The sequence below is a fragment of the Hafnia sp. CBA7124 genome, assembly GCF_002355555.1.
GTDB classification, from domain to species: Bacteria; Pseudomonadota; Gammaproteobacteria; order Enterobacterales; family Enterobacteriaceae; genus Hafnia; species Hafnia alvei.
Window position 1 is genome coordinate 2022796 of the sequence record NZ_AP017469.1, and the last position, 22385, is coordinate 2045180.

General features: G+C 47.5%; 22 protein-coding genes, 2 tRNA genes and 1 other RNA gene. 11 read left to right on the plus strand and 14 right to left on the minus strand.

All coding sequences use genetic code 11. The features are described 5' to 3' along the window. Positions 1–92 precede the first annotated feature (92 nt). Positions 93–836 (plus strand): MipA/OmpV family protein, encoded by a 744-nt coding sequence (locus tag CPY98_RS09280; protein ID WP_025802023.1) that lies wholly within the window; start codon positions 93–95, stop codon positions 834–836. Between the two features lie 82 nt (positions 837–918). Here the strand turns inward: CPY98_RS09280 and CPY98_RS09285 are convergent, their stop codons facing one another. Both CPY98_RS09285 and gapA read right to left on the minus strand, forming a co-directional pair. Beyond that, positions 919–1791 (minus strand): D-hexose-6-phosphate mutarotase, encoded by an 873-nt coding sequence (locus CPY98_RS09285; RefSeq protein ID WP_096388735.1) that lies wholly within the window; start codon positions 1789–1791, stop codon positions 919–921. Positions 1792–1892: 101 nt separating this feature from the next. Further along, entirely contained in the window at positions 1893–2888 is a 996-nt protein-coding gene (gene gapA, locus CPY98_RS09290) for a glyceraldehyde-3-phosphate dehydrogenase (protein WP_038502170.1), read from the minus strand. Between the two features lie 357 nt (positions 2889–3245). Between gapA and msrB the strand changes: the two genes are divergently transcribed. Both msrB and CPY98_RS09305 read left to right on the plus strand, forming a co-directional pair. After that, the gene (msrB, locus tag CPY98_RS09300; protein ID WP_025802027.1) at positions 3246–3659 is read left to right on the plus strand and encodes a peptide-methionine (R)-S-oxide reductase MsrB; all 414 of its coding nucleotides are present in this window, start codon (positions 3246–3248) and stop codon (positions 3657–3659) included. Between the two features lie 77 nt (positions 3660–3736). Further along, on the plus strand, positions 3737–4012 hold the full coding sequence (locus tag CPY98_RS09305; RefSeq protein WP_025802029.1) for a YeaC family protein: 276 nt from the start codon (positions 3737–3739) through the stop codon (positions 4010–4012). A gap of 103 nt (positions 4013–4115) precedes the next feature. Here CPY98_RS09305 and pncA read toward each other — a convergent pair whose 3' ends face one another. The 3 genes from pncA to sppA all read right to left on the minus strand — a co-directional run bounded on the left by pncA (position 4116) and on the right by sppA (position 7816). Next, entirely contained in the window at positions 4116–4745 is a 630-nt protein-coding gene (pncA, locus tag CPY98_RS09310) for a bifunctional nicotinamidase/pyrazinamidase (protein ID WP_043493053.1), read from the minus strand. Between the two features lie 25 nt (positions 4746–4770). Beyond that, complete coding sequence (gene ansA, locus CPY98_RS09315; protein WP_025802033.1) at positions 4771–5787, minus strand: asparaginase; 1017 nt, start codon at positions 5785–5787, stop codon at positions 4771–4773. 178 nt (positions 5788–5965) lie between these two features. Next, positions 5966–7816 (minus strand): signal peptide peptidase SppA, encoded by a 1851-nt coding sequence (gene sppA, locus CPY98_RS09320; protein ID WP_096387456.1) that lies wholly within the window; start codon positions 7814–7816, stop codon positions 5966–5968. 296 nt (positions 7817–8112) lie between these two features. Here sppA and CPY98_RS09325 point away from each other — a divergent pair, with 296 nt between their 5' ends. From CPY98_RS09325 to CPY98_RS09345, 5 genes are all read left to right on the plus strand, one after another. Beyond that, positions 8113–8661, plus strand: a complete 549-nt coding sequence (locus tag CPY98_RS09325) for an NAD(P)H nitroreductase (RefSeq protein WP_043493056.1) — start codon at positions 8113–8115, stop codon at positions 8659–8661. A gap of 223 nt (positions 8662–8884) precedes the next feature. Further along, complete coding sequence (gene selD, locus CPY98_RS09330) at positions 8885–9928, plus strand: selenide, water dikinase SelD (protein ID WP_096387458.1); 1044 nt, start codon at positions 8885–8887, stop codon at positions 9926–9928. Beyond that, positions 9928–11061: a tRNA 2-selenouridine(34) synthase MnmH gene (gene mnmH / locus CPY98_RS09335; RefSeq protein WP_096387460.1), complete on the plus strand. Its 1134-nt coding sequence runs from the start codon at positions 9928–9930 to the stop codon at positions 11059–11061. Before selD ends, mnmH begins: the two co-directional genes overlap by 1 nt. Then, complete coding sequence (locus CPY98_RS09340) at positions 11061–12980, plus strand: DNA topoisomerase III (RefSeq protein WP_025802043.1); 1920 nt, start codon at positions 11061–11063, stop codon at positions 12978–12980. Before mnmH ends, CPY98_RS09340 begins: the two co-directional genes overlap by 1 nt. Beyond that, positions 12977–13279 (plus strand): DUF1496 domain-containing protein, encoded by a 303-nt coding sequence (locus CPY98_RS09345; protein WP_046450212.1) that lies wholly within the window; start codon positions 12977–12979, stop codon positions 13277–13279. Before CPY98_RS09340 ends, CPY98_RS09345 begins: the two co-directional genes overlap by 4 nt. A gap of 100 nt (positions 13280–13379) precedes the next feature. Here the strand turns inward: CPY98_RS09345 and CPY98_RS09350 are convergent, their stop codons facing one another. From CPY98_RS09350 to CPY98_RS09385, 8 genes are all read right to left on the minus strand, one after another. Beyond that, entirely contained in the window at positions 13380–13811 is a 432-nt protein-coding gene (locus CPY98_RS09350; protein ID WP_038502171.1) for a pyrimidine (deoxy)nucleoside triphosphate diphosphatase, read from the minus strand. Between the two features lie 5 nt (positions 13812–13816). Further along, a complete protein-coding gene (gene xthA, locus CPY98_RS09355; protein ID WP_096387462.1) occupies positions 13817–14626 on the minus strand; it encodes an exodeoxyribonuclease III in 810 nt (269 codons plus the stop codon). Between the two features lie 106 nt (positions 14627–14732). Then, positions 14733–15302, minus strand: coding sequence for a TIGR00730 family Rossman fold protein (locus CPY98_RS09360; RefSeq protein ID WP_043493061.1), 570 nt, complete (start codon positions 15300–15302; stop codon positions 14733–14735). A gap of 145 nt (positions 15303–15447) precedes the next feature. Beyond that, positions 15448–15574, minus strand: a non-coding RNA gene (locus tag CPY98_RS09365) — RtT sRNA. A 40-nt stretch (positions 15575–15614) separates the two neighbouring features. Then, positions 15615–15699, minus strand: a tRNA-Tyr gene (locus tag CPY98_RS09370). Positions 15700–15784: 85 nt separating this feature from the next. Then, a tRNA-Tyr gene (locus CPY98_RS09375) sits at positions 15785–15869 on the minus strand. A 154-nt stretch (positions 15870–16023) separates the two neighbouring features. Beyond that, entirely contained in the window at positions 16024–16872 is an 849-nt protein-coding gene (purU, locus tag CPY98_RS09380; RefSeq protein ID WP_025801178.1) for a formyltetrahydrofolate deformylase, read from the minus strand. A gap of 43 nt (positions 16873–16915) precedes the next feature. Next, complete coding sequence (locus CPY98_RS09385) at positions 16916–17410, minus strand: YchJ family protein (protein ID WP_046359037.1); 495 nt, start codon at positions 17408–17410, stop codon at positions 16916–16918. Positions 17411–17654: 244 nt separating this feature from the next. On the opposite strand from CPY98_RS09385, the gene rssB reads away from it, so the two are divergent. Next, complete coding sequence (rssB, locus tag CPY98_RS09390) at positions 17655–18674, plus strand: two-component system response regulator RssB (protein WP_025801180.1); 1020 nt, start codon at positions 17655–17657, stop codon at positions 18672–18674. Positions 18675–18888: 214 nt separating this feature from the next. Continuing rightward, positions 18889–19800, plus strand: a complete 912-nt coding sequence (gene galU, locus CPY98_RS09395) for a UTP--glucose-1-phosphate uridylyltransferase GalU (protein WP_025801181.1) — start codon at positions 18889–18891, stop codon at positions 19798–19800. A 798-nt stretch (positions 19801–20598) separates the two neighbouring features. Here galU and hns read toward each other — a convergent pair. Continuing rightward, a complete protein-coding gene (gene hns / locus CPY98_RS09400; RefSeq protein ID WP_025801182.1) occupies positions 20599–21006 on the minus strand; it encodes a histone-like nucleoid-structuring protein H-NS in 408 nt (135 codons plus the stop codon). A gap of 611 nt (positions 21007–21617) precedes the next feature. Here hns and CPY98_RS09405 point away from each other — a divergent pair. After that, positions 21618–22193 carry a thymidine kinase gene (locus CPY98_RS09405; RefSeq protein WP_038502798.1) on the plus strand — a complete coding sequence of 192 codons (576 nt, stop codon included), beginning with the start codon at positions 21618–21620 and terminating at the stop codon, positions 22191–22193. Positions 22194–22385: the final 192 nt, after the last annotated feature.

Here is a 22385-nt window from a genome sequence, read left to right on the forward strand (position 1 = left end):
TGAAAAATTGTAAAAAATCGACTTAAAACAAGTTTTTGGTCTACAATCAGCGCGTTGTTTATAGACTATTTAGTTAGGGACAAAACATAAACGTGAAAACTTTAAAATTAACTACGCTAGGGCTGCTCGTCTTGGCTGCTACAAGTGCCGCTCAGGCCGGAACGTGGTCTTTGGGGGCTTCTGCGTTAGTCAGCCCAGACCCTTATCGCGGTAATAACGATCGCGTATATCCTGTTCCAATCATTAACTATGAAGGCGATGACTTTTATTTCCGCAGCCTGACCGCTGGCTATTACCTGTGGAAGGATGAGCAGAACCAACTGAGCGTGATGGCTTTTTATAACCCATTGCACTTCAAGGCGAGCGATAGCGACGATCGCCACATGAAGCAGTTGAGCAACCGTCATTCCACCGTGATGGCCGGTGTTGCTTACACTCACAAGGAAGATTGGGGCTCCATTCGTACCTCTTTCGCCGGTGATATTTTGGATAACAGCAACGGCCTAATCGCCGATGCCGCTTATTTGTTCCCAATTACCGCTGGAGACTGGTCATTTACACCAGGCGCGGGTGTGACTTGGAACAGCTCTAACCAAAATGATTACTACTTTGGCGTGAGCGGCAGCGAATCAAACCGCAGTGGTTACAAACGCTATACCGCAAGCGACAGCTGGAATCCGTATGTTGAGTTAACGGCTCGCTACCAGATTAATAGCAGTTGGAATGCGTTCTTCACCGGGCGTTATATCCGCCTGAGCGATGAAGTGAAAGATAGTCCAATGATTGATAAGAGCTACACTGGCTTGCTGTGGACCGGTGTGACTTACACCTTCTAAGCATTGGCTGGGTTGTTGAAAATGAGGGACGCATAAGCGTCCCTTTTTTATACGCTTAAATTAGCGCTAAGCGGCAGCGAGATTAGCGCAGAGGGCGCGCACGCAGCGTGACGGAAAGTCGTGACGGGGTATTCGCGGAGGCTTTCATCGGGCTGGTGACATGCGCGGTTTCAACGCAAACCATGGTCTTATAGCCATCGTTTGGCATATCGGCCATGCTCACAGAAAGCTCAGACCACGGGTTCCATGCAACCACATCAGTATTGTTATGGTGATGCACCTCAATCACTCGCTGTAACGCTTTGTCCGTGATGACGCTAAATGGTTCAGGCTTGGTATAGATACGGTCTGTGCGCGTTGCAAAGGTCAAATTGCCTTGCTGTTCGCCGGTGCCTGGGTTGACTTTATCAATGTATGGCGAGCCCAAACCACTGACGTCAATCTGGGTGATGTCACCGATATTGAAATAGGTATGAAGTGCGGCGGTGTATTCGTATTCACCGTGAGACTCCAATTCCATTTCGCATACTTCGCCGAGCTTGAAGCGTGCAATCAGGCAGAAGTCATGCGGCCAATGTTTTTTGCTTTCAGCGCTTTGTTCGAGGGTGAACGTTAAGATCACGCCGCTTTCATCTTCATCATGCGCGGTAAGTGTCCAAGGCAGATTACGGGCAAAACCATGCGCGGGCTGACCGGCAGGGCCAAACCAAGGCCAACAAATAGGAATTCCGCCGCGAATTGCCACGCCGTTTTTGAATGCGGTTTCGCTGCTCAACCACAGTACGGGTTTCTCACCAGAAGGCTGCCAAGTGAGTAAATGCGCGCCTTGCAGGGTGACAGCAGCGCGAACTTTGGGATGATTAACTACGACAACAGGAAGTTCGTCTATTTGGCGTTGAGAAATGTATGGGGTGATTTGTTCTTGAACGGGCAGGGTAAAGATTTTTTCAGACAAATTTTGTTGTGACATCAGATTGGCCTTCATATGCTAGGTGCAAAAAACCAAAAAAAAGGGCGACATAAATGTCGCCCTCTCATCAACTTCTCATCGCTAAATTATTTAGAGATGTGAGCGATCAGATCCAGAACTTTGTTTGAGTAGCCAGTTTCGTTATCGTACCAAGAAACCAGTTTCACAAAGTTGTCGTTCAGCGCGATACCAGCTTTAGCATCGAATACTGAAGTGCAAACTTCACCGTTGAAGTCAGTAGAAACTACGTCATCTTCGGTGTAACCCAGTACGCCTTTCAGCTCGCCTTCAGACGCAGCTTTCATTGCAGCACAGATTTCTTTGTAAGTTGCTTTCTTCTCGATACGAGCAGTCAGGTCAACAACAGAAACGTTAGGGGTAGGAACGCGGAACGCCATACCAGTCAGTTTGCCGTTCAGTTCTGGGATTACTTTACCTACAGCTTTAGCAGCACCGGTAGATGAAGGAATGATGTTCTGGGATGCGCCGCGGCCGCCGCGCCAGTCTTTGTGAGACGGGCCATCAACGGTTTTCTGAGTTGCGGTAGTCGCATGAACGGTAGTCATCAGTGCTTCAACGATACCGAACTTGTCGTTCAGAACTTTAGCCAGTGGAGCCAGGCAGTTAGTGGTGCAAGATGCGTTAGAAACGATATCTTGGCCAGCATAAGTCTTATCGTTAACACCCATTACGAACATTGGGGTGTTGTCTTTAGAAGGACCAGTCAGAACGACTTTCTTAGCACCAGCAGCGATGTGCTTACGTGCAGTTTCGTCAGTCAGGAACAGACCAGTTGCTTCAGCAACAACGTCAACGTTGACTTCGTTCCATTTCAGGTTAGCCGGATCACGTTCTGCGGTAACACGGATTGTTTTGCCGTTAACGACCAGATGGCCATCTTTAACTTCAACAGTGCCGTTGAAACGACCGTGAGTAGAGTCGTACTTCAGCATGTAAGCCATATACTCAGCGTCTAACAGGTCGTTGATTGCAACGATTTCGATGTCAGAACGTTCTTGAGCAGCACGGAAAACAATACGGCCGATACGGCCAAAACCGTTGATACCTACTTTGATAGTCATATATTCCACCAGCTATTGGTTAGTGAATAAAAGGTTGCTTGTAAAATTACAAAAACCTTATAAAGCGTCAAGCGGAATCGTGTCAATTATTGCTGTAAATCAAAGCGAAGCCTTGGCTGAGCACATATCACACGCTTCCATTTAACACTCTGTTTCGGATTATACATGGGGGCAGTCATCTGAGTCTCAAGCCATCTCGACTTTCATTTGTGATGCTCATCACAAAAATGAGGCTGCCGCCGATTCGCTAAACAGTTTAGACCAAAATTGGCTGAACCGTTGTTAACTGTTTGTTATAATTAATCGCCAAAAAAAGTGATCAATGATAATCAAAAACAACTCTTCGAGAACGCACAAATGGCTAAAGACGATTTCTCTGCACAACACCCGAATGACTTAACTGAGATGCAACGCTACGTTACACAACAGCGGGGTACTGAACCGCCTTTTAGCGGAAAACTGCTACACAATAAACAAGAAGGCATTTATCACTGTCTGTGTTGTAACAGCCCACTGTTCTACTCTAACAGCAAATACGATTCTGGCTGCGGCTGGCCTAGCTTCTACCAGCCCGTGAGTGCGGAGGCTATCCGCTACCTTGAAGACAATTCACACGGCATGCAGCGTACTGAAATTCGCTGCGCTCACTGTGATGCGCATCTTGGCCACGTTTTCCCTGATGGACCACAGCCTACCGGCGACCGCTATTGCGTGAACTCTGCATCGCTTAGCTTCACCGATGAAGACTCTGGTAAACAGACTCAGGGCTAACAATAAACTCTTTTCTATGTGCTTATTATAGCGCAGAAGAAACGATTCAGCAAAGTGCATCTTAAACGAGGTTTAAAATGGAACTAGACGATTTGCTGTCGGTGATGACGCCAGAAATTTATCAACGCTTGGCAACCGCAGTCGAACTCGGAAAATGGCCAGACGGCGTGAGTTTGACGCCAGAGCAAAAAGAAAACAGCCTGCAAATGGTGATGCTATGGCAGTCGCGCCATAACACCGATCCTCAGCACATGAGCATCAATACGCAGGGTCAAATTGAAATGAAAAGTAAGCAGGACTTTAAAAAAGGCTTCGAGCGCGATGCCATCATTCGTCTAAAGCCTGAAGCATAACGCTTTATTCAGGCAGCATTTTTCAGGTGGCACTGTGTCGTGGCTTGAGAGCGGTAGGGCGGAAGCGTTGATTGCCATCCGTCCTATGCAAGAGAATAAAGGTTTAAAATCTAACATCGCTTAACGTCATTAACGTTGCGCCTAGCGTTTGCATCTGCTGGAGCGCAATTTTGCTGTCTTCAGGCTTGATATTGACGCCCCGGCAACCGTCGGTAATCACCACCACGCGATAACCCAGATGCAGCGCATCCATCACCGAGTATTTTACGCAATAATCCGTGGCTAGCCCCATCATGTAGAGCGTGTCGATTTGATGCCTTTGCAGCCAGCTATGCAACTCCGTTGAGGCTCTGCGGCCATTGTCAAAAAACGCGCTGTAGCTATCGATTGTGGCATCGGTGCCTTTGTGCACGATGTGATCGAAATAGGCGGCATTCAGCTGTGGATGAAACTCAGCGCCTTCTGAACCTTGAATACAGTGATCGGGCCACCAAATTTGTTCTAAGCCTGCCAGCTCGCCCATTTCACCGATTTTTCCCCCAGACTGGCTGGCAAAACTACCGTGATACGCGGGATGCCAATCTTGAGTCGCAATAACCGGCACGCTGTTTTGCTGTGCCTGTTTAATCGCATTCAAAGCGATAGGAATTACTCGATCGCCTTCGGAGACTGCCAGTGCGCCCTGCGGGCAAAAGTCATTCTGTAAATCGATAAGCAATAATGCGGCTGACATTGGCAGTTCCTTTTTTTAATTTTTCTTAGTCGGTGATGCTCAACTCTCCGCGAAGATCCTGTTTCATCAATTCGCGAATTTGCTCAGGGTTGAGATTTTGGCACAACAGATAGTGCAGTTTTGTTAGCGCCGCTTCAACCGTCATGTCGAAACCGCTGATTACGCCCGCATGCGCCAGCGCATTTCCCGTGGCGTAACCTTCCATATTCACGCGGCCTGAAATGCATTGGGTCAGGTTAACCACCACGATCCCACGATCGGAGGCTTCCTGCAATTCTGCCAGCAAATCGGCTTTTTGCGGAGCGTTGCCCACGCCGTAAGAACGCAAGATCAGTGCCTTGACCGGCTGGCGCAAGAAGTTACGCACCACATCGGCGGAAATTCCGGGGTAAATCGTCACCACGCCAATCGGCTGCGGTGTAATTTGATGCACCTTGAGCGGCGCATTATGCAACTGAGTCATCAGTGGCGCGATACGACGGATATTAATTCCGACCTCAAGCAACATCGGGTAGTTAGGTGACGCAAAAGCATCAAAACCGTCGGCGTGCGCTTTGGTGGTGCGGTTGCCGCGAAACAGCTTGTTGTTGAAGAACAGCGAAACTTCGTTAATCGGATAGTTGGCGGCTAGATACAACGCATTGAGCAAATTGATTTGCCCATCTGAGCGTAGCTCAGCCAGCGGGATCTGCGAGCCAGTAACGATAACCGGCTTCGCGAGATTTTCGAGCATAAACGACAGCGCAGAAGCGGTGAACGCCATGGTGTCGGTGCCATGCAGGATCACGAAACCATCATATTTGTCGTAGTTGGCTTCAATGTCATTCGCAATATGTTGCCAATCTTCTGGCGTCATATCTGAGGAATCGATCAACGGCTCGTAGGCATGAAGCGTGAAGTCAGGCATTTCAGGACGATGGAACTCCGGCATCAAGGCCAATTGGCGCTGCAAGTGGCCCGAAACAGGAATGTAGCCATTCTCTGAACGCTGCATGCCGATGGTACCGCCGGTGTAGGCTACGTAAATAGATTTCTTCTGCATGGCTTAGGATTCTGTGTGGCGAGATTTTCGCGGTGGATTAAGCGCAATGGCCTAGAGATGGAGTGGATTATAGGGCGAACGCCAAATAAAAAAAGCCCACCAAGCCGATAAACCAGAATTATGGCTTTATCAATTTGGTGGGCCCGCATTTTACTTTTCTGTTTTTACTTCTCTGTTTTTACTTCACATCACCGCAGCTCATGCATAGCGCATAGCGATTTTGTGGATCGTTCAAGGTGGCCATCCAGTCGGTTTTATCCTTCAGCAGCGCAGAAATACGCACCAAAGACTCTGGTAGCATGGCACGTACGGCGGAAGGTAACGCCGCTTGTACCGAACCGGTTAACTGACCTAACACCATCTGTCCAAAGCTTGGATCTTCAACAAACCAGTTCAGTTGGTAAGTTTTCAGCTTGGCAAGCTCTGCCGCTTTGGCGACGGCATCGTCGAAATCACCCAGTTGGTCAACTAAACCGTTCTTCTTCGCATCAGTACCCAACCACACGCGGCCCTGAGCGATAGCATCAACTTGTTCTGGGGTTTTGTTGCGCGCTTTGGCTACCAGCGTGATGAAGTTTTTATAGCCGTTCTCGATGTTGATTTGCATCATCTGCGAGAAAGCTTCAGGCAGCGCCTTGGTGACTGTGAGGTCTGCCAATGGTGATGTCGCCACGCCGTCGGTATGAACGCCAATGCTATCGAGCGTATTTTCGAAGGTGTTAATTACGCCGAAAATACCGATAGAACCGGTTAACGTGCTTGGGCTTGCGACGATGTAGTTAGCCGGTGTGGAGATCCAGTAACCGCCAGAAGCGGCGAGGCCACCCATAGAGACGACAATCGGTTTACCTGCAGCGCGTGTAGCTGCCAGCTCAGAGCGAATGACCTCAGAGGCAGAAACGCTACCGCCAGGGCTGTTTACGCGTAGAACAATGGCTTTAATTTTAGGATTTAAACGTGCATCGCGGATCTGACTTGCGGTGGTATCGCCACCCACGTTACCTGGCGTTGCTTGGCCATCCATAATGGCACCATCGGCAAAGATAACGGCGATTTCACTTCCGCTTTTCTTCTCAGCCGGTGGGGTATAGTCATACATGCTGATGGCGCTGAAATCTTTAGTGGTTTTATTCCAGCCAAAGGCTTTGGTAAACAGATTTTCAACGTCTGAACGCGAAGCCAACCCATCAACCAGTTTATTATCGAGCGCATATTTGGCGGTATCGCCGCCCGCAGCCTGTAGGCCTTTCAATACAGCTTCTGCGCCAGGGAAGAGCTGTTCCGCTGTGATCTGACGGTTTGCAGCAACGGTTGCGACGTAGTTGTTCCACATACCGCTCAGCCACTCGTTATCCGCATCGCGTGCCGCGGGTGACATATCGTCGCGGATCATCGGCTCAACCGCAGATTTATATGTACCAACGCGGAAAATGTGCGTGCTGACCTTAAGCTTATCGAGCAAGGTTTTGTAGTAAAGGTTATTGGTCGCCATGCCGTGCAGATCGACCACGCCCTGCGGTGACAGATAGATTTTGTTGGCATAGCTCGCCAAATAGTACTGGGCTTGGCTATAGCTATCGGCAGTGGCAAAAATTGGTTTACCACTGTCACGGAACTCACGCAGCGCTTTACCCATATATTGCAGCGAAGGCTGATCCGCGCCCGCAAAATCATTAAGCGACAGCACCATACCGGTGATATTTGGGTCGGTCTTGGCCTGACGGATCATATCGACCACGTCAAACAGTGAGTTTTCCTGTAGACGATTGCTACTTGCACCCAGCAACTCTCTGCCTATCTGGCTAAATTTGTTGCTGATGGCAGGGTTATCGACAACAACGCCGGTCAGGTTAACCAGCAGGGCGCCTTTAACCGGTTCAACGGGTTTGGTTTGCATCTGGAAATAAATTCCCATACAAACCAAAATCAGTAGGATCAGGAATACGTTCAAAATAAACTCGCGGATAAAATTCAGTATCCGCCAAGTCCATCGAAATACACCTGAAATGCATCTCCACAAAAAGTGCATGTGCTCTCCATATAAAATTGTGTTGTCTTATGTTTTGCTTATAGCCGCATTTTTTTAAGAATATCAGTTTTTAAAAACATCAGCATTTTGCGATTCTCGCACTATGCCAGAGTTAGGGTTGTCGCGCCGTATTTTACTGTAACAAGCATAAATGGTTCTTATAGCTTTTGCTTTTCATATGGGTGAACGCTGAAAGCGCAGCTAATGATGCAAAAACGATAATGTCTAGGTTAACAAATCGTGATAATGTTGATAACAATTATCAATTAGAAAACAGCATAATTTCGGAGATCGTTATGGATGCGCTGGAAATATTATTACAACGCCGTTCGGCTTCACGTTTGACCGCACCGGCACCTACCGGTGATGCGTTAGAAGCCATTTACCAAGCGGGCTTACGTGCGCCAGACCACGGAACATTGCAGCCGTGGCGCTTTATCACCGTTGAAGGTGAAGGTCAGGAGCGTTTAAGCGCGTTATTACATGGCATAGCCGTGGAAGAACAATTAGATGAAAAGGGCATTGAGAAAGCGAAAAATGCGCCGTTCCGTGCGCCGTTGATTATTACCGTCGTGGCTCACTGTAATACGGAAACCAAGGTTCCACATTGGGAACAGGTGGCTTCAGCCTGTTGTGCCGTTATGGCCATGCAAATGGCGGCGCAGGCACAAGGATTTAACGGTATTTGGCGTACCGGAAAGTGGACGAGCGATGAGAAAGTTCGTGAGGCCTTTGGCTGCCGGGAGCAAGATGAGATCGTTGGATTCCTGTATCTCGGAACGCCACAGCTTAAGTCTCCGCGTGTCGCGCCACTCGACAGTAGCCAATTTGTCAGCGCCTTCTAAATGCTAGCCAGTTTCACTCTGCCGCGCAGCGAATGGCTCGCCGCAGAGTGAAAGTTATCTTGTCATACCCACCAAAAATCTTAAGCAGAAAACTATTTTGCTGGTTTACTGCGCAATCACGCGATTTATTCCACAGATCTTTCCGGTATTTCCTTCACTCCCTTACTAAGTTCGGCTTCAAGCGCTAACATAGCAGCCATAAATTAGATGGAAAGGAGTAGATATGACTGCGCCAGCCATTCGTTTGACTCAGTACAGCCATGGGGCGGGATGTGGATGTAAGATCTCCCCTAAAGTGTTAGAAACCATTCTGCACAGCGAACACGCTAAATTTGTTGACCCGAACCTGTTGGTCGGTAACGAAACGCGTGACGATGCCGCTGTTTATGACATCGGTAACGGGGTCGGGATCATCAGCACCACCGACTTCTTTATGCCGATCGTTGACGATCCCTTTGATTTTGGTCGTATAGCCGCCACCAACGCGATTAGTGATATTTATGCAATGGGCGGAAAACCGATTATGGCGATTGCGATTCTCGGTTGGCCGGTCGATAAGCTTGCACCAGAAATCGCCCAGCAGGTGATTGAAGGTGGGCGCTTTGTTTGCCAACAGGCGGGCATTTCACTGGCTGGTGGTCACTCGATTGATGCGCCGGAGCCGATTTTTGGCTTAGCCGTTACCGGCATGGTAAGCACCGATCGCGTGAAGAAAAACAGCGCGGCGCAGGCGGGCTGTAAACTCTATCTGACCAAACCGCTCGGTATCGGTGTGTTAACCACCGCTGAGAAGAAAAGCAAGCTGCGTCCAGAACATCAGGGCGTTGCCACTGAGACTATGTGCCAGCTCAATAAACCAGGTGCAGATTTTGCCGATATTGCGGGCGTCACGGCGATGACCGATGTGACCGGTTTTGGTCTTCTGGGCCATCTGAGTGAAATTTGCCAAGGTTCAGATTTACAAGCCACTGTCTGGTTTGATCAAATACCGAAACTGCCTGATGTCGAAAGCTACATCAATGAAGGCTGCGTGCCGGGCGGTACAGGTCGTAACTTTGAAAGCTACGGCCATCTGGCGGGTGAAATGACGGATATGCAGCGCAAATTGTTGTGCGATCCACAAACCTCCGGTGGCTTATTGCTGGCTGTTTTACCCGAAGCTGAAGCTCAGATCCAAGATGTAGCCAATCGCTTTGGACTGACGCTAACGGCCATCGGTGAGCTCCATCCGCGCCAGCCAGAACAGCCTCTGATTGAGGTGCAGTAATGGTTTTGCCGTCTAATCCACGCGTTAACTCGCGAGCCAACGGCGTGGATTACCATCGTATTCTGGTTGATGATATCCCGTTAATTGATGTTCGTGCTCCCGTTGAGTTCGCTCAGGGGGCATTTCCCTGCGCGCAAAATCTGCCGCTTATGTTAGACAGCGAGCGCGAAGCCGTTGGTATCTGTTACAAGCAGCACGGTCAGGACGCCGCGATAAAGCTGGGTAATGAACTGGTTTATGGTGCGGTGCGCGATGCTCGTCTAGCTGCATGGCGCGAACAATGTGCTCGTCACCCCGAAGGCTATATTTATTGTTTTCGCGGTGGATTGCGTTCACACATTGTTCAGCAGTGGCTGCATGAAAGCGGGATGGACTATCCTCTTATTGAGGGCGGTTATAAAGCCTTGCGCACCTTTGCGATGAACGCCACCGAGCAAGCATCACTGCTGCCAATGGTACTTATTGGTGGCAATACTGGCAGTGGTAAGACCCGTATGCTGCGTGAGCTGGCGGCGGGTATCGATTTAGAAGGTGTTGCCCATCATCGTGGTTCATCGTTTGGCCGCACCTTGGTCAAACAAAGCAGTCAGATCGATTTTGAAAACCGTCTGGCTGTGGATTTACTCAAAAAACAAGATCAAGGCATACGTCACTGGTTCCTTGAAGATGAAGGGCGGATTATTGGCTCAAATCATCTGCCGATCTGTTTTTATGATCGAATGCAACAAGCGCCGGTTGCGGTGGTGGACGATCCTTTTGAAACACGCATCGTCCGATTGCAGGAAGAGTACATTGACCTGATGCGCGTTGAGTTTGAACGTGCCTACGGCCGAGAATTAGGTTGGGATAATTACGTTGAATACCTGCATCACGGTTTGTTTGCGATCCGCAAACGCTTGGGCATGGAACGTTATACTAAACTTAAACTCTATCTAGAGCAGGCGCTTATTCAGCAGCGTGAAACGCGTATCAGCGATGGGCATCTCGCGTGGCTGGTGCCGTTGCTGCAAGAATATTATGACCCGATGTACCGCTATCAACTGGAAAAGAAAGCGGAGCGTATTGTCTTCCGAGGCAATTATTCGGAAGTTAAGGACTATTTATTGGCGACCAGCCAGACTTACGGTGACTGATGCGTCTGTTTATTGCGGAAAAACCAAGCCTGGCGCGCGCGATTGCCGACGTGCTGCCAAAACCTCACCGACGTGGTGACGGGTATATCTCTTGTGGTTCAGGTGACACTGTCACGTGGTGCATTGGCCATTTGCTTGAACAAGCGGAGCCAGATGCCTACGACACGCGCTACGCGCGCTGGAACTTAGCCGATCTGCCGATTGTGCCTGAGAAATGGCAGCTAAAGCCTAAACCCTCTGTTGCCAAACAGCTCAACGTGATTAAACGGTTGTTGGTTGACGCCCAGCAGGTTATCCATGCGGGTGACCCCGATCGTGAAGGGCAACTGCTGGTGGACGAGGTGTTAGATTACCTAGAGCTCGCGCCTGAAAAGCGTCAAACCGTGCAGCGCTGCCTGATTAATGACCTAAACCCACAGGCGGTAGAGCGTGCGGTTTCGCGGTTGCGTGATAACCGTGAGTTTATCCCGCTGTGCGTGTCGGCGCTGGCCCGTTCACGGGCGGATTGGCTATACGGCATCAATATGACCCGTGCGTATACCATTTTAGGCCGCAATGCGGGCTATAACGGCGTGCTGTCGGTGGGCCGTGTGCAGACGCCGGTATTAGGCTTGGTGGTGCGCCGTGACGAAGAGATTGAAAACTTCGTCAGCAAGGATTTCTATGAGGTTAAAGCTCATATCGTAACGCCTGCGGAAGAGCGTTTTACGGCGATGTGGATACCGAGTGAATCATGCGAACCTCATCAGGATGAAGAGGGGCGTTTGCTGAATAAGGCACTGGCTGAGCACGTTATCAAACGGATTGAAGGCCAGCCAGCCCTTGTCACCGGTTATAATGATAAACGGGAATCAGAAACCGCACCGTTGCCATTCTCGCTTTCGGCTTTGCAAATCGAGGCCGCTAAGCGTTTTAACCTAAGTGCTCAACAGGTGCTGGATCTTTGTCAGCGCCTGTATGAAACCCACAAACTGATTACCTATCCTCGTTCCGATAGCCGCTATTTGCCTGAAGAGCATTTTGCTGGACGTCATGCTGTGATGAACGCTATCGCTTCACATGTCCCAGATTTACAACAGGTTGCTGCTGTTGATCCCGACAGACGCAATCGTTGCTGGGATGATAAAAAGGTTGATGCTCACCATGCGATTATCCCGACCGCGCGTGCTGGCAATATCAATTTAAGCGACGATGAACGCAAAATTTATACCTTGGTGGCGCGTCAATATCTGATGCAGTTTTGTCCGGATGCTATGTACCGTAAATGTGTTATCGATTTAGATATTGCCAACGGTAAATTTGTTGCCAAAGCGCGTTTCCTCGCTGAAGCAGGCTGGCGAGCGTTGCTGGGTGCCAAAGAGCGAGATGATGAGGACGAAGGTTCTCCGCTGCCGGTGGTTGCTAAGGGAGATGAGCTGCTGTGTGAGAAAGGCGAGCTGATGGAACGTCAAACTCAGCCCCCGCGTCCATTCACCGATGCAACGTTATTATCGGCCATGACGGGTATTGCGCGTTTTGTGCAAGATAAAGAGCTAAAGAAAATCCTACGAGCGACCGATGGTTTAGGGACTGAAGCTACGCGTGCTGGAATTATAGAATTATTGTTCCGGCGTACATTTTTGTACAAAAAGGGTCGCTATATACATTCGTCAGAGGCGGGAAGAGCGCTGATCCACTGTTTGCCTGAAATTGCAGCAAGGCCGGATATGACCGCAGATTGGGAAGCCACGCTGACCCAAATCAGTGAAAAAAATCGACGCTATCAGGACTTTATGCAGCCGCTGGTGGGCACTCTGTATCAGCTTATCGATCAGGCGAGAAGCAATCGAAATCCTCAGGCGTTTCGCGGTTTACCTCCGGCGGCTGAAAAAAGCGCCAAGCGAAAATATAAGCCAAAAGCAAAGGAGAACAAGGCATGAAAAAGAGTGCGATAGGATTCTGGGTATTGCCGTTGGTATTGCTCAGCCCCACGACGATGGCAAATCGCAACAATGGTATTGATGTCGTTGTGCCAGTTTCTCCCGAAATCCTGAATAACAGCGGTGGCTATAGTAATAACGACAGCAATGTGAACTGCCCACGTTGTTGTATTTATGATAACCGTAGCTATTCAGAAGGCGCGGTGGTGAAGGCTGAAGGGGTATTGTTGCAGTGCTCAGCGGATAAAAATGTATTGAGCACCAATAATCTCAAATGGGTTGTATTGAAAAAAGGTTAATGTACAACGTTAACAAGCCGTTGCAAAAAGCCCAAGGTTATTTAGATTCGGGCAATTGAAAGTAAAAAGGCCAGCGCTTAGCACGGGCCTTTTTACTTATTTACGCCTCATCATCTTGTTGCGATAACCGCGCTAGCTTCTGTTGATAGGCGTGTAGCAGGGGAATATCAGCCGGTGCCAAATCATAAGACTCGGCTTGCTGCGGAGTTACCCATACCAATGCTGCATGCTCGTTGGCGATGAATTCACCCTCAGTATGCTGCACACGCCAAGCATGTAGATGGATAGTTTTGTTCTCAAGCCTCAGCGTGCTGCTGGCGACATAATCCGCCACGCTGCATCTTACCGACAACTCTTCTGCCAGTTCACGGCACAGCGCTTCAGGCTGAGTTTCACCCATCTCAACCTTACCGCCGGGAAATTCCCACAAACCAGCCTGATCTTTATTCGCCCCTCGTTGGGCTAATAAGATTTTGCCTCGCGATTCAATAATGGCGGCAACGACATCGATCGTATTATGAGGTGCGGTCATTTCTATCACGCCAGCTTAAACTCAGCCCAAATTGGCGCATGATCGGAAGGCTTTTCCATTCCGCGAATTTCGTAATCGATACCGGTGTCGATGCATTTTTCAGCGAGCGGTTGGCTTGCCAAAACTAAATCTATGCGCAGACCACGGTTGTCATCAAAGCCTTTTGAGCGGTAGTCAAACCATGAGAACTGATCGTTACGCTCAGGGTTAGCTTGGCGATAGGTATCAATGAGTCCCCAATTTTTCAGGCGATCCATCCATTCGCGCTCTTCGGGTAAGAATGAACATTTCCCGGTGCGTAACCAACGCTTACGGTTTTCTTCGCCAATACCAATATCATCATCGGTTGGGCTAATGTTTACGTCACCCATCACGATCACTTGTCCCGCAGGGGTCTGTTCAGACTTAAGATAGTTCTGCAAATCTTGATAGAACTTAGTTTTTGCTGGGAATTTGATAGGGTGGTCACGGCTTTCGCCCTGAGGAAAATAACCGTTGATAACCGTGAGCACGCCGGTCGGCGTAGCAATATCGGCCATAATGATACGACGCTGCGCATCTTCTTCATCGGTTGGAAAGCCTTTGCGTACGGCCAGTGGTTTTTCCTTCGTCAGCAATGCAACGCCGTAATGTCCTTTCTGACCATGATAGAAAATGTGATATCCCAGATGCTCTAAATCAGCCAGCGGGAACATATCATCGTGAACTTTGGTTTCTTGCAGGCCAATCACATCAGGCTGATGTTTTGCGATGATGGCTTCAAGTTGATGTGGACGGGCGCGCAGTCCATTGATATTAAAAGAGATAAATTTCATAAGTGCAGGCCATATTGAAGCGTTCTGGTTAACAAAGCGTTGTTAAACAACAGTTGTGAATGAATAGTAGCAGAAAGCCTACCAATTCAAAAATCACGCTCAGTCACTATGCCCAGCGGTTCAAATTATGGGGGTGATAGTGGTCGAATTCTTTTAGGATTACCGCCGGATCTTCTAAACAGACCAACGTATCGACATACTGCTGACGAACAAAGCCTTGCTGGGCGCTGTAGCGTAGAAATTCGATCAGCTTTTGGTAATAGCCTGCAACGTCCATGAGTGCGATAGGTTTATTGTGATAGCCGATTTGGCTCCACGTCCAGATTTCGAATAATTCTTCTAAGGTTCCGATCCCGCCGGGCAGGGCAATAAATCCATCCGATAGCTCGGCCATACGAGCCTTGCGAGTATGCATATCGGGAACAATATCTAAAGAGGTTAAGCCGTAGTGCGCGGTTTCCGCTTCCACTAAACGCTGTGGTATGACGCCATGCACTTCACCGCCCGCGTCAAGTACCGCATTGGCTAACACGCCCATGAGCCCTTTGCTGCCGCCGCCATAGATTAATTGACGGCCTTGCTGAGCAAGTGTACGGCCAAGCAATTTAGCTGCATCGGAATAGGCTGGATTAGTGCCTTCACTGGCGCCGCAAAAAACGCAGATGTTGTTACGCATGACATATCCTACTGCTGAAGAGAAAAGCAGTGGTATAGCGGATTGATGCTAGGAATTCAAGGAGATGATGGAGAACAGGAAATTATAGTGAAATGGGGAATATGTGATTTTTATATTTGTTTGGGATTGTGAAGCTAAGAAAGGATGGTGGTGGGGAAGGATGACTCATCGCTGCGCTCTTCGCCCTGCGGGCCGTCGCAAGCGACGTTGTTTCGCTACGCTCAACTCGAGCCTTAATCGAAGGTTCTCGACCTTCCCCGTGGGGAATATGCGATTTTTATATTTGTTTGGGATTGTGAAGCTAAGAAAGGATGGTGGTGGGGGAAGGATTCGAACCTTCGAAGTCTGAGACGGCAGATTTACAGTCTGCTCCCTTTGGCCGCTCGGGAACCCCACCACGAAATTCGTGGTTACGAATTGTTGCCCGGTTTTCTCCGGAAAGCTGCGGCTAACAGCTTTTTTATCTCATCAGGAAGAAGAGATGGTGGTGGGGGAAGGATTCGAACCTTCGAAGTCTGAGACGGCAGATTTACAGTCTGCTCCCTTTGGCCGCTCGGGAACCCCACCAGATTTTTAATCGCTCCGTTATCACCGGAAGCGGGGCGCATAATAACAAATCGCGCCGCGCTGTAAAGCATTGGGAGGTAAAAAATATTTTGTTTGCCGTTTTTTTGCACTTAACGCCTTTTGTGTGAACAAAAAGCAGAGAAAAAGTCGTCAATCAGAATATAACTGTACGATTCCCATAAACAAATACTCGCTGTGCCAGCACGCGATACAGCGCTCGGCTGAGCACATTTTTTTCAACGTCGCGCCCCGCACGCATCATTTCATCGGCGGTATAAGTATGGTCGACGTTAATAACGTCTTGCATGATGATTGGGCCTTCATCCAGATCGTTATTAACGAAGTGCGCGGTTGCGCCAATAATCTTCACGCCGCGCTCATAGGCTTGGTGATAAGGGCGCGCGCCAATGAATGCGGGAAGGAAGGAGTGGTGAATATTAATAATCTGATTAGGGAAATGACTGATAAATTCAGGCGTTAATATGCGCATGTATTTCGCTAATACCACGTAGTCTGGCGTATGTTTTTTAATTTCAGCCACCATGGCTGCGTCATGTTCTTCGCGTGAGAGGCCTTCATGACTGACCAACGTGAAGGGAATATCGAAACGCTCAACCAGCGATTGCAACGTCGAGTGGTTGCCAATGACCGCCGCAATTTCAACGTCTAAGCCCCCAAAGGCGCTTTTCATCAGCAGGTCGCCAAGGCAATGTGCCTCTTTGGTGACAAGCACCACAATGCGTTGACGGCCTGATACCGTAAGCTCGCGCTCAGAACCTGAAGGGAGTGCGCCATCCAGATCGGCCAGTAGTGTTTCATCGTTGAAAATACCCTCCAGCTCGGTACGCATGAAAAAGCGACCGGTGAGATGGTCAACGAATTCATTATTCTGAATGATATTGAGCTGGTGTTTGTAGCAAATGTTGGTGATCTTGGCGATCAGCCCTTTCGCATCAGGGCAGATGGTGCGGAGAACTTTACGTTGAATAACGGGTTGTGACATGTGTTGGTTTCCTGTCTAGATATTTTTATTATTGCGGATGATCTTATTGACCACAGCATTTCTTATATTTTTTGCCAGAACCACAAGGGCAGGGATCGTTTCTGCCTACTTGCGGTTTGGTTCCATCCACATAATACCAACGTTGATCCAGACGAATAAAGCGCGAACATTCATGAATCGAATTATTTTGATTTTCGGCCTCAGAATGGTAGCGCGCGAAGAATTCAACAAAGCCTTCATCGCTGTTCTTACCGCTGGCAGTTTTAACAATTGTTAACCCTAGCCACTCGGTGTCCGCAAAACTTTCTTCAATCGCGGCGCGTTGCTTATCCATTCCACATTCTGGGTGCCAAGTTTCCACCAGATAATCGACGTTGCGCACCACATAGGCGGTATAGCGTGAGCGCATCAGTTGTTCAGGTTCAGCGGCTATACGCTGTCCGCTAATAATAGGTTCGCAGCATTGGGCAAACATATTACCGCTTTGGCATGGGCAAGGTGAGCGGCTATCAGGCGGTGTGTGCGGTGCAGATATCATGGCAGTTGAACCTTATCGAAAGACGAATTGAGGCTATGGTATCGAATCCTTATCTCAGCCGCTACGAGGGCGTGACGCTGAGATAATATTCTGAATCATCAGCTAATAAATAATTGTAACGAATAGGCCTTTTAGTTAAATGTGCGTAATGGCGCGCAAAACGCGTCATTCCAGAAATATCTATGCAGCACAAGGCGGCATATTGAGCCAAAATAGAAGGAGCACTAGTGAAAGGAGGTTCTTAATGGCGCTGCCACTGGAAAGTAAGCGAGTAATGATCGTTGAAGACGATCCTGTCTTTCGCTGTGTACTTGCCGGATACCTCCAATCCCAAGGCGCTTTGATTCAGGAAGCAGCCAATGGAATAGAGGCCTTAAGTTTATTGGATGAGTTCACTCCAGACGCAATTCTTTGTGATCTTGCGATGCCAAAAATGGGCGGGATCGAGTTTATTAAACGATTCAGAGAACGGGGTTTCCAAACGCCGGTCGTCGTGATTTCTGCGACTGAAGAAATGGCTGACGTTGCAAATGCGATGCGTCTTGGCGTGCGTGATGTATTGCTCAAGCCCATAACCGACCTCAGGAGATTGCAGGAAACGCTTTTATCCTGCTTTTATCCCGATCTATTCGAATCTCCGGCCTTAGAGAAAGATGAGTTTATCCATGATTGGGAGCTATTGAGCCAAGATCCTGAATATGCTGCGCGTTTGCTTAAACAGTTACAGCCACCGGTTCAACAAACCATTTGTGGTTGTAAGGTAAATTATCGACAACTCACTTCGCTGAATAATTCAGGCTTGGTGTTAGATATCGCGCCGTTATCCAGTAATGATCTCGCATTCTATTGTTTAGATGTTTCGCGGGCGGGAGAGAATGGCATTTTGGCAGCACTAATGGTAAGGGCGATTTTTAACGGGTTACTGCAAGAACAGCTGGCTCACCAAGAGTTGCGCTTGCCTCAAATGTCTACCATCCTTAAACAGGTTAATCACCTGTTGCGTCAGGCAAATCTTGATGGGCAGTTTCCTTTGCTGGCTGGGTATTATCATGTCCAGCAACAGAATCTCATCCTTGTTTCTGCTGGTTTGCATGCCAAGATTCATGCAGGTGATAACCTGATTCAGCTTAATAGCGGTGTACCTTTAGGCACAATGGGCTCAATTCACATCAATCAGGTTAGTCAGCGGTGTAGCCATTGGCAGAGCCAAATCTGGGGCGCGGGTGGGCATCTACGTTTAATGCTGACGTCACCGCAACACTGATTTTTTTCAGTTTTATCTGCTTTTTAATTTAATCAGTTAATGAGTCGTTATTTCTCTAAAAGGCCGGTTGCTTGTAATATCTTCAATCGGTCTGTAATTACTTTGAATTTAATGCGCACAAATTACTAACTGGTATACTCGCGCTGGAAATTAGCATTCATATCCGCCAAATAAAATGGATATGAACACGGAGCTAAACGATTAGAGAGGTTGTATGTCAACGTCAGTAAGAAAAATCAGAAAAGCTGTTATACCTGTCGCAGGGCTAGGAACACGTATGTTGCCAGCCACCAAAGCCATTCCGAAAGAAATGTTGCCGTTGGTGGATAAGCCACTGATTCAATATGTTGTGAATGAGTGTATTGCTGCAGGGATTAACGAGATTATTCTGGTTACACATTCTTCAAAAAACTCTATCGAAAACCATTTCGACACCAGTTTTGAATTAGAAGCAATGCTGGAAAAACGCGTTAAGCGTCAGCTTCTGGCTGAAGTGCAGTCTATTTGTCCTAAGCATGTCACCATCATGCAAGTTCGTCAGGGATTAGCGAAAGGCTTAGGCCATGCGATCCTGTGCGCACATCCACTGGTTGGTGATGAGCCATTTGCCGTTATCCTGCCTGATGTTATTTTGGATGAGTACACCTCCGACCTGAGCAAAGATAATTTGAGTGAGATGCTGTCTCGCTACGAAGCAACAGGCCATAGCCAGATTATGGTTGAGCCAGTACCGATGGAAGATGTTTCTAACTATGGCGTTGCAGATTGCAGCGGCGTTGAGCTGAAGGCGGGTGAGAGCACTCCGATGAAAGCGGTCGTTGAGAAGCCTGCACGCGATAAAGCACCTTCAAACTTGTCAATTGTAGGTCGCTATGTACTCTCTCCAGAGATCTGGCCACTGCTGTCTAAAACACCTCCTGGTGCTGGTGAAGAAATCCAATTAACAGATGCGATTGCTATGTTAATGAAGAAAGAAACCGTTGAAGCTTATCACCTGAAAGGTCTGAGCCATGACTGCGGGAATAAAATGGGTTACATGCAGGCATTCGTTGAATATGGCATGCGCCACGCATCGTTAGGTAAAGAATTCACCACGTGGTTGAAGTCGTTAGATTTGAACGACTAAAAGCCGCTGTGTTTAAAAAACTCTGTAAAGGATGCCTCGGCATCCTTTTTTTTATGCAAGTTATCTTAAAGATTCGCGTAAAGGTACGAGGAAGCTTAAATACTTGTCTAAGTAAATAATGACTAAATGTATGACCTCTTTGATTTAAATTCCATCTCCATCGCTTTGCAATACTCAATCTGCCTAAAGCAATGCCCTGAAAGGATCAAAAGATAAGTCTTTTTTAATAATGGCGTCTCGCCTAGCGGGATTTCTCTTGAATTAAGGCTATACGGGAACAATCCCATACCTTGTTTGTGGTATATATTGGGGTGTAAATCAAAAAAATATTAACTTTGCTGAAGATTGGTTATATCAATATAACCATAGTTACTGTTGTTTATTACTCAGATGTTTACTATCAATTTAAGGTATTTTAAATGCATGGTTATCAGCTGTTCCTATGCCTATTGCAACGGTAGAAATTAATCTAGAACCCGTCCATTCCTGGAAATTCCACAGCGTGAAAGATAAGTCCTACAGAAGCGTAGGAGTGTCGTTGTACACTCACAGAAGAGGGTATGCCGCAGTGGCGTGGTTTTCTTCATCCATTATGCAAATGGGCACAGTATCTTGCCGTATGGACTCTCGTGACATGCTATTCGAAATGGATTTTAAAAATCGAATTTATTTGCGTGCATAGAATGAATTGCTATACGTAAGGGTTTAGATGCATAAGCCCATTAGTAAAATATGGATAAAAAAATAGCCTCATAAGAGGCTATTTATACAGATTTAGTTGTAATGTTCAGAAGAAAATTACAGCAGGAAATCGTCCAGAGACTTACCTTGTTCTTCGATAGCTTGCTTAATCACAGCTGGAGTACGGCCTTGGCCAGTCCAGGTTTTAGTTTCGCCATTTTCGTCAACATACTGGTATTTAGCAGGACGCGCAGCGCGTTTTGCTTTACCTGCTACTTTACCAGCAGCCATGGTCTGCAGCAGTTCATTAGGATCGATACCGTCAGCAATCAGCATTTCGCGGTATTGCTGTAATTTACGAGTACGTTCTTCGATCTCAGCTTGTGCCTGACTATCTTCTTCACGACGTTCGTTTACAACAACTTCCAATTTCTCCAGCATTTCTTCCAGAGTTTCTAAAGTGCATTCTCTAGCCTGAGCACGAAGAGTACGGATGTTGTTCAGAATTTTTAATGCTTCGCTCATTGTCCTAATCTCAAATTATATTGGTGGGGGGCGTCTCGATTATAATAGAGTGCCAGTTTATTTAACGCAATAGTGAATTTTGTAAGATTAGCAAAATATTTCGTAATATAAGCAAATAATGCTTCTTTAAACACTATAACGAATATAGCTACTTGTTATTCAGATTACAACATGGAGTTCAAAGCAGCTAAAGCACCAAACCGAAGTCTATTAAAATATAATCGTATTGACGGCGTTGTTATGTTTCAAGGCGGATATTTTTTGTTGATTAAATCTACAGATCTTTAAGCGCTGTCACACTCCACATTGCTAATATAAGGCAAAAGCTGGTGAGAATTATCGGAAAAACTAGGGTGCTAAATCCCTTTATAGTAACAATCCCATCAATTAGCAAAATCAGAGTTTGGTGTGACATCATTTCTTAACAGAGTGTTGTGTCCCTCGCATTTTTAGACAAAATATTGTTTTATCAGATATTGATATAGATTCAGGCTTTAAGAATAACGCGATTGGTTAGGCATTTTTTTTCATAACTTTATGCCATCATCGGTGCGTTGGCTGTGATAAAATCCGGTCAGTTACGCGATTCTATATGGGGCTTAGAGCAGGTTGTGGCACAACTATATTTTTATTATTCAGCGATGAATGCGGGAAAATCAACGGCGTTACTTCAATCTTCCTATAACTATCAGGAACGAGGAATGCGTACGCTGGTGTTTACCGCAGAAATTGACAATCGTTTTGGTGTGGGAAAAGTGAGCTCACGTATTGGTCTGAGTTCACAGGCTCAACTTTATAATAGCGAAACACCTCTGTTCGATATGATTCGGCAGGAAAATGATGTTTTGCCGGTCAACTGCGTGTTAGTGGATGAGTGTCAATTCCTGACCAAAGATCAGGTTAATCAACTTTCTGATGTTGTGGATAACTTGGATATCCCGGTATTGTGCTACGGATTAAGAACTGATTTTCGCGGCGAGTTGTTTGGGGGAAGCCAATACCTATTAGCCTGGGCAGATAAATTGGTTGAGCTTAAAACGATTTGCCACTGCGGACGCAAAGCGAATATGGTGCTACGTCTAGACGAGCACGGTAAAGCATTAAAAGACGGCGAGCAGGTTGTGATTGGTGGCAATGAAAGCTACGTCTCAGTCTGCCGTAAGCACTATAAAGACGCGTTAGCGTGATACTTGTTGTTCGTTGCTGCTGAACATCAGCAGAGTATAGATAATGAGGCACACGTCTTCTCAGGGCGTGTGTCGAAAGATAAACACATTCCCCAGTTTCCCCTGTTTCCCCAGTTCAAGTTTGCGCATTGCATAATCGCATACATTCTATATACCCATCTGTTACCGATGCACTGACATTGATCTTTAACG

Bases quoted from the DNA above. Each gene is read 5' to 3' on its own strand.
- gapA (WP_038502170.1), bottom strand. From the start codon at position 2,888: ATGACTATCAAAGTAGGTATCAACGGTTTTGGCCGTATCGGCCGTATT.
- msrB (WP_025802027.1), top strand. From the start codon at position 3,246: ATGGCTAAAGACGATTTCTCTGCACAACACCCGAATGACTTAACTGAG.
- CPY98_RS09305 (WP_025802029.1), top strand. From the start codon at position 3,737: ATGGAACTAGACGATTTGCTGTCGGTGATGACGCCAGAAATTTATCAA.
- pncA (WP_043493053.1), bottom strand. From the start codon at position 4,745: ATGTCAGCCGCATTATTGCTTATCGATTTACAGAATGACTTTTGCCCG.
- ansA (WP_025802033.1), bottom strand. From the start codon at position 5,787: ATGCAGAAGAAATCTATTTACGTAGCCTACACCGGCGGTACCATCGGC.
- sppA (WP_096387456.1), bottom strand. From the start codon at position 7,816: ATGCACTTTTTGTGGAGATGCATTTCAGGTGTATTTCGATGGACTTGG.
- CPY98_RS09325 (WP_043493056.1), top strand. From the start codon at position 8,113: ATGGATGCGCTGGAAATATTATTACAACGCCGTTCGGCTTCACGTTTG.
- selD (WP_096387458.1), top strand. From the start codon at position 8,885: ATGACTGCGCCAGCCATTCGTTTGACTCAGTACAGCCATGGGGCGGGA.
- mnmH (WP_096387460.1), top strand. From the start codon at position 9,928: ATGGTTTTGCCGTCTAATCCACGCGTTAACTCGCGAGCCAACGGCGTG.
- CPY98_RS09340 (WP_025802043.1), top strand. From the start codon at position 11,061: ATGCGTCTGTTTATTGCGGAAAAACCAAGCCTGGCGCGCGCGATTGCC.
- CPY98_RS09345 (WP_046450212.1), top strand. From the start codon at position 12,977: ATGAAAAAGAGTGCGATAGGATTCTGGGTATTGCCGTTGGTATTGCTC.
- CPY98_RS09350 (WP_038502171.1), bottom strand. From the start codon at position 13,811: ATGACCGCACCTCATAATACGATCGATGTCGTTGCCGCCATTATTGAA.
- xthA (WP_096387462.1), bottom strand. From the start codon at position 14,626: ATGAAATTTATCTCTTTTAATATCAATGGACTGCGCGCCCGTCCACAT.
- CPY98_RS09360 (WP_043493061.1), bottom strand. From the start codon at position 15,302: ATGCGTAACAACATCTGCGTTTTTTGCGGCGCCAGTGAAGGCACTAAT.
- purU (WP_025801178.1), bottom strand. From the start codon at position 16,872: ATGTCACAACCCGTTATTCAACGTAAAGTTCTCCGCACCATCTGCCCT.
- CPY98_RS09385 (WP_046359037.1), bottom strand. From the start codon at position 17,410: ATGATATCTGCACCGCACACACCGCCTGATAGCCGCTCACCTTGCCCA.
- rssB (WP_025801180.1), top strand. From the start codon at position 17,655: ATGGCGCTGCCACTGGAAAGTAAGCGAGTAATGATCGTTGAAGACGAT.
- galU (WP_025801181.1), top strand. From the start codon at position 18,889: ATGTCAACGTCAGTAAGAAAAATCAGAAAAGCTGTTATACCTGTCGCA.
- hns (WP_025801182.1), bottom strand. From the start codon at position 21,006: ATGAGCGAAGCATTAAAAATTCTGAACAACATCCGTACTCTTCGTGCT.